We start from the raw sequence: 6,079 nt of genomic DNA, 5'->3' as shown, positions 1-6,079 counted from the left end.
TTATTTTTACAAAATACGCTGGAAATGAAGAAATAGCAGTCTCTAAAGGCTCTTATTCAACTGCATTTCTCCCGAATCCATACTTGGAAAAATCGGACTTTTATTATGAAATTGACTCGTTTGTACAACAATTTTAGCCCATTTATTGCGAAATGGCCTGTATAGGACCAAATTGTTGTACAAGATGCAGCAATGATGGGAGATAGGCCAGATATAGGCCGTAATTGTTGCACTTTCTGCAACAACATTCAACCGAGATCATAGATTCATTCATCCAGAACCTCAATAGAGCAGATATGACGAGGGATCCCGATTTAAGACCACAACCACAACCACAACCACAACCACAACCATCATTAACACTCTCACCAGTGGGCGACGTAAGCCGTATTTGTTGACCAAGAAAATTGAAATTGACACCTAATTATTCTAGGTATATGATTTTACATATATTCAAATAATCAGATATTAAGTATTGGTGGGATTGGATATGAAGCTTTCTTTTAGTGGCAGATTTCAGGGTTATAATCGAAGAAAATTTCAAAAAGACTTGATTTCAGGTCTGATTGTAGGTATTGTCGCCATTCCACTAGGGATGGCGTTTGCAATTGCATCAGGGGTAAAACCTGAATATGGTTTATACACAACGATATTTGCGGGGATACTCATCTCATTATTTGGTGGTTCAAAATTTCAAATTGGCGGTCCGACAGGAGCGTTTATACCTATTCTATTTGCGATTGTCATGCAGTATGGATACGACAACCTGCTTATCGCTGGCTTTATGGCAGGAGTCATTTTGTTATTCATGGGGATCTTTAAATTAGGTGGCGTAATCAAATTTATTCCGCGTCCAGTAACAATAGGTTTTACCACAGGAATTGCCGTTACCATATTTACAGGCCAAATTGCCAATTTCCTTGGATTAAGTAATCTTCAAAGACATCAAGAATTTCTTTCCAATATGAAGGAATTATTCATTCACTTTTCAACAATCAATATGTACAGGCAATGTTCCCTATATAGACACAACAGGGGAATCTAATTTATCAAGTATCGTCAATCACTTTAAAAATCAGGGTGGCCTCGTATTCATTTCCGAAATCCAAAACCAACCACGCCAAATGCTCCTAAAAACAAGATTAGACGAGATCATTGGGCAGGGACACATTTTTGATAAAACAGGTGAAGCCGTTAGTTTTGCATTAACAAAACTTAACTTTTCTCAATGTCTTGGATGCAAGCATTTCGCGTTCCGTGAATGCCAGCAGCTATCGAACCCGAGCGGTTAAATATAAAAAGGAGGTAATACTGGTTTAAGTCCATGTTACCTCCTTTTTACATGTACGCTCGTGTGATTAATATCACTTCTACTTTTACCATAAAGATTTATGATTCAACTAATAAGCTAAACGTTGTAGGAAAGGACTATTGATCCATGATAAACCGGAGCATGAGGTTTGCTCGCAAGGCCGTCAAAGTTGAGCATGCCCAGAACATGATTATGCAGCATGTTCTGCAGCTGGAGAACGAATATACGTCGATTGATTCTTGTTTACATAGAAGGATTTCGGAACCTCTGTTCTCGAAGGAATGTATGCCTCATTTTCGTCGCTCTGGGTTAGACGGGTATGCGGTTCGGAGCGAAGAAGCCTTATTCGCTACTCCACAGCATCCTACATGTCTAAGAGTGATTGATGAAGTGCCTGCCGGATACACTTCGAATAAACAAGTGGTTCCTGGTACAGCGATTCGTATCATGACGGGCTCCGCTGTTCCGGACGAAGCGGATGCTGTCATCATGTTCGAGCAGACAGAGGAATATCAGGAGGAAGGACAAGTTTATATCCGTATTAAGCATAAGGTCACCACTGGACAAAACATTACCAAGGTCGGGGATGAAATAACGACAGGGCAGCTGTTAATGGGCGCAGGCACCCGAATAGGTCCAGGCCAAATTGCACTGCTTGCCTCTATGGGGTATGAAAAAGTTCCTGTTTTCCGTCGACCTGTCGTCGGCGTATTAACGACTGGAAGTGAATTGATCTCTGTGGGGGAGCCGCTTCAACCAGGGAGAATTCGTAATAGCAATGCCTACATGCTTTCGTCACAAATTGAACAATACGGCGGGTTGGCTGTCAAGGTTGGAACTGCTCCCGATGATATTGATGAAGTCAATCGAACGATTAAAAATGCCTTGGGAAAATGTGATATGCTTATTGTTAGTGGAGGGGTCTCGGTTGGGGATTATGATGTAATGGCAGACTTCTTTACTTCAACGAGCGAGAACGATATGACGCTGCTATTCAATAAAATCGCCATGAGGCCCGGGAGTCCAACTTCAGCAGCCGTTATCAATAATAAGCTCGTACTTGGTCTTTCCGGCAATCCCGGCGCCTGCTTCGTGAGTTTTGAACTGCTTGTACGGCCTGTGCTGCTTGCCATGCAAGGAATAGAAAGTCCATGTAAGCATCACATTCAAGCGATTATTACGAATGATTATGATAAAGGGTGTCCGCACGATAGATATATAAGAGGACGCTTGATGTATTTAAATGAACAGGTAAAGGTAAGTATGTTAGAAAAAAATAACTCGAGTATGCTTGTATCCATACAAGATGCTAATTGCATCATTATGATACCAGCGGGTTCCAAAGGGATTGCTGCCGGCCAGCAAGTAGAGGTTATCCCACTTCCCTACGAATTTACTATGTACTGAGAGAGGCGAAATATGGAAAATCTCGATAAGATTGTTCCACCAATGACAGATGCGCTTCAAAGGCCGCTTCGCGATTTACGGATATCGGTAACGGATCGCTGTAATTTCCGCTGCCGATATTGTATGCCTGAAGAGGTGTTTGGTCCAGATTATCGGTTTCTTCCGCAAGAAAAGCTGCTTAGCCTTCAAGAATTAGAACGGTTAACGCGGATATTTATATCTCTTGGCGTAGAGAAAGTACGGATTACAGGCGGAGAGCCTCTTTTAAACAAAGATATTGGCAAAATTATTTCCCTGGTTCGCCATATAGAGGGCGTCAAAGATATTGCCGTTACAACCAATGGGTCATTATTGAAACTCAAGGCAAAGGAGTTAAGAGACTCTGGATTAGAGCGAATCACAGTGAGTCTGGATAGTTTGGATGATGAGCGATTCGGTGCCATGAACGGGAGAGGATTTACGGCAAAAGGCGTGCTGGAAGGCATCGATGCCGCGGCTTCGGCAGGATTATCCGTGAAGGTGAATATGGTTGTACAAAAGGGCGTTAATGACCAGGATATTGTTCCAATGGCCAAATACTTCCGGGAGCGCGGGCATATTTTGAGATTTGTTGAGTTTATGGACGTTGGGAATAGTAATGGTTGGAATTTGAAACATGTTGTTTCAAGCAAAAAGATTATCGAGATCATTCATAGAGAGATGCCGCTGGAACGGGTGGAATCGAATTATACAGGCGAGGTTGCAACGCGTTATCGTTATAAGGGTTCTCAGCAAGAGATTGGTTTGATCTCTTCTGTGACTCAGGCGTTCTGCAGTACCTGTACAAGAGCCCGGCTGTCTCCGGAAGGACATTTGTATACGTGTTTGTTTGCTTCAGAAAAGACGGACCTGCTAAGTGTGCTCAGAGACGGCGCAAGTGATGAAGATCTAAGATCTTTAATTGTTCAAGTATGGGGAGAGCGTCAGGATCGGTATTCCGAAAGGAGACTAGCACAGACGACTCCCGCACATAAGGTTGAAATGTCTCATATTGGCGGTTAGTGTGATGTATCGCACAGCGAGAACCTACTCTTGAAGCTATTCTAGAGATAGATAGTGAACGATACGATTATTTTGGGAGGGACTCTGTATGGTGATTCATTCCACAAGCAATAATTATGGGATTGCTTCTTCAAACCCGGATGTGCTTGCCTTTGCTACCGATCGATTAAGGGTAGAGCATGAAGAATTAAGAGAAAAACTCAGGACGATTGAAACGAGTGCCAAGGAAGTCATTCTATTGGATGATCCGGTAAAGGGAATGCAGCTTGTCCAAGATCTCAGAAACCTGACCGCACAATTTGTGGAGAAACTGGAACGACATTCTGAATGGGAGGAGCAGGAATTATTTCCGTTCCTGTTAACTTATTTTCATCGTCAATCGACGCCCTCTATCATGCCTTCTTTTTGGGTATTGGAAAAAGATCACCAACTTGGCATGTCATTTATCCAATCCTTTCAAGAAGCTATTATTGAGGTAACACCTCTCGTCGTGAAGAAGAGATTAGCGGAGGCAGCATCTAATCTCGTGCAGGCATGTTTAATACTAAACGACCACTTTACCATGGAAGAACAACTTATTTTTCCTTTAACTGAGAAAGTGCTGACGGATTTGGAATCCTTTTTTTCATAGGAGATGAGCAAAATGAATACGCATCAATCGATGTTGTTGCCGATAAATTTGAAAGACAAACACGGAGTAGATCAAGCATAGAATGCGTCATCAAAGCGGGTTAAAATAGCGGGCATTTGGAAGCCTTGAGCCTGTAAGCAGGGAAAACGATTCCTCGTTTATCGCCGAAACGATGGCATGTTTGGTCTTATTACAACTTCATCACAGGAAGAGGTATGGGTTATTCGACCATACCTCTTTTTTGTTTGTTTCTAAGCGTTTTGAAAGAGTCGTTTACGCATTTCATTAGGCTGGTAAGGCAGCTGAGGTTGCTTATTTGTCGGAATCGCCCCGTTTTGATTTTTATAAGCAAGCTAAGCTTGCCTATTGTTTGCTAATACGGCCAAGTATGTAGCGTGTGCAGATAATAAGCGCGTACGTTGGTCTTATCTCATGAGGTGCCGCGATATTAGAAAGGATAAGGGATATTAGCTTGCTTAATCAATCATGGTTAAACCGCTATCCATAGTAGTCTCGGTGTGTACCAGACAGCTTGTAAGAGCGAATGTTTGCTTTAACGAAAGCAGGTCGTAATCGCCCAATCTGAAACCAATCTTAAGGACCTAGATGCTATGTTTTCGGGATAACCATCGCTCCCAAAAAGATAGATCCGGTTCGATAAGAGGCCGACTGAATCGGCGTACCCATTCTTGTAACAGCAGCCAGGTAATTGCCACCGCAAGCAGTAGGACGAGAGTCAATTGTGTAAAAGTGTGTATATACGAGAATAGTCCCATCGAAATCGCGGTTTTCGTAATAAACGCATGCAGCAAGAACACATATACCGTATATTTGCCCCATTCTGTAAGGATGGACTGTTTGCGAGGAACGAAGCTTAAGAAGCAAAAGGAAGCGATAATTTCTAGCGTATAAACACCTAAACGATATGCCCCCGTATGCCAATGAAAGGCCCCTAGCTCCTTATAAGTAAAACTGCTATATAACCATTTTGGATCAAGTGGGGTCGTGTTGAGAAAGACCAGGATACCCAGAAGGCCAATTACGCTTAACCCCTTGTTCATGCGAACGAAATGTTTAGGAATCATATCGAGGTGAAAATAATATCCGGCCAAGAAGAAAGGAAAGAAGACGAGTGTTCTGGAAAAGCTGAGCATCGTTCCAGTGAAAGGTGCGTATCCAATGAGTACGCCTAGAATGACTGAGACCACAAGCGGATGCTGCATTTTTGTAAAGAGTAGAAGGAGCAATCGCCAACAAAAATGGCTGAATAAAAACCACAATAACGAATACGGAATGAAAAAAGAATAACGGACACCCGGCGCATGGAAGGCCAGCGAATCGAGCAGAGAGTAGAGGCTCTGGAAGATCAGATAATGATAAAAAATCATCTGCAGACTTTTGATTCCTGAGACATCTAAACGGAAACCTTTAGAGAAATACCCGGTCACCATGACAAACATGGGAATATGAAAGGTGTAAATACCCAGATATAAGGAATGGAAAGCTGCACTTTGTTGAATCAGCGGCTCTATACAATTAGCGATGACCACAAACAAAATAAGAAGAAACTTAGCGTTTAACATAAACGTATTCGAAGCAGTATTGTCTTCTCTACCCATGACGATTACCTCCATGATGGAATCAATTCTTTTTCTTCTAATCTAAATCTAGCTTCAATTTCCCGCAGT

Annotated in this window: 5 protein-coding genes and 1 pseudogene; 5 read left to right on the top strand and 1 reads right to left on the bottom strand. The window is 42.3% G+C overall.

What is annotated here, in order from left to right; all coding sequences use genetic code 11:
* Positions 1 to 490: 490 nt before the first annotated feature.
* The 5 genes and pseudogenes from ASD40_RS38825 to ASD40_RS23455 form a co-directional block, all read left to right on the top strand.
* Positions 491 to 1,006 (top strand): annotated as a pseudogene (locus ASD40_RS38825) (SulP family inorganic anion transporter); the annotation flags it as partial.
* On the top strand, positions 999 to 1,292 hold the full coding sequence (locus ASD40_RS39485; RefSeq protein ID WP_082562400.1) for a sodium-independent anion transporter: 294 nt from the start codon (positions 999 to 1,001) through the stop codon (positions 1,290 to 1,292). The pseudogene ASD40_RS38825 and the gene ASD40_RS39485, both read left to right, overlap by 8 nt.
* A gap of 146 nt (positions 1,293 to 1,438) precedes the next feature.
* A complete protein-coding gene (locus ASD40_RS23465; protein WP_057305574.1) occupies positions 1,439 to 2,719 on the top strand; it encodes a molybdopterin molybdotransferase MoeA in 1,281 nt (426 codons plus the stop codon).
* A gap of 12 nt (positions 2,720 to 2,731) precedes the next feature.
* The gene (gene moaA / locus ASD40_RS23460; RefSeq protein ID WP_321166577.1) at positions 2,732 to 3,760 is read left to right on the top strand and encodes a GTP 3',8-cyclase MoaA; all 1,029 of its coding nucleotides are present in this window, start codon (positions 2,732 to 2,734) and stop codon (positions 3,758 to 3,760) included.
* An 88-nt stretch (positions 3,761 to 3,848) separates the two neighbouring features.
* On the top strand, positions 3,849 to 4,391 hold the full coding sequence (locus ASD40_RS23455; protein ID WP_057305573.1) for a hemerythrin domain-containing protein: 543 nt from the start codon (positions 3,849 to 3,851) through the stop codon (positions 4,389 to 4,391).
* 602 nt (positions 4,392 to 4,993) lie between these two features.
* On the opposite strand, the gene ASD40_RS23450 is transcribed toward ASD40_RS23455, so the two are convergent.
* A complete protein-coding gene (locus tag ASD40_RS23450) occupies positions 4,994 to 6,010 on the bottom strand; it encodes an acyltransferase family protein (RefSeq protein ID WP_057305572.1) in 1,017 nt (338 codons plus the stop codon).
* Positions 6,011 to 6,079: the final 69 nt, after the last annotated feature.

The sequence above is a fragment of the Paenibacillus sp. Root444D2 genome, assembly GCF_001426375.1.
In the GTDB taxonomy this organism is placed as follows: domain Bacteria; phylum Bacillota; class Bacilli; order Paenibacillales; family NBRC-103111; genus Paenibacillus_E.
The sequence above is the reverse complement of the archived record's forward strand: the minus strand, read 5'-3'. Positions and strand labels throughout refer to the sequence as shown.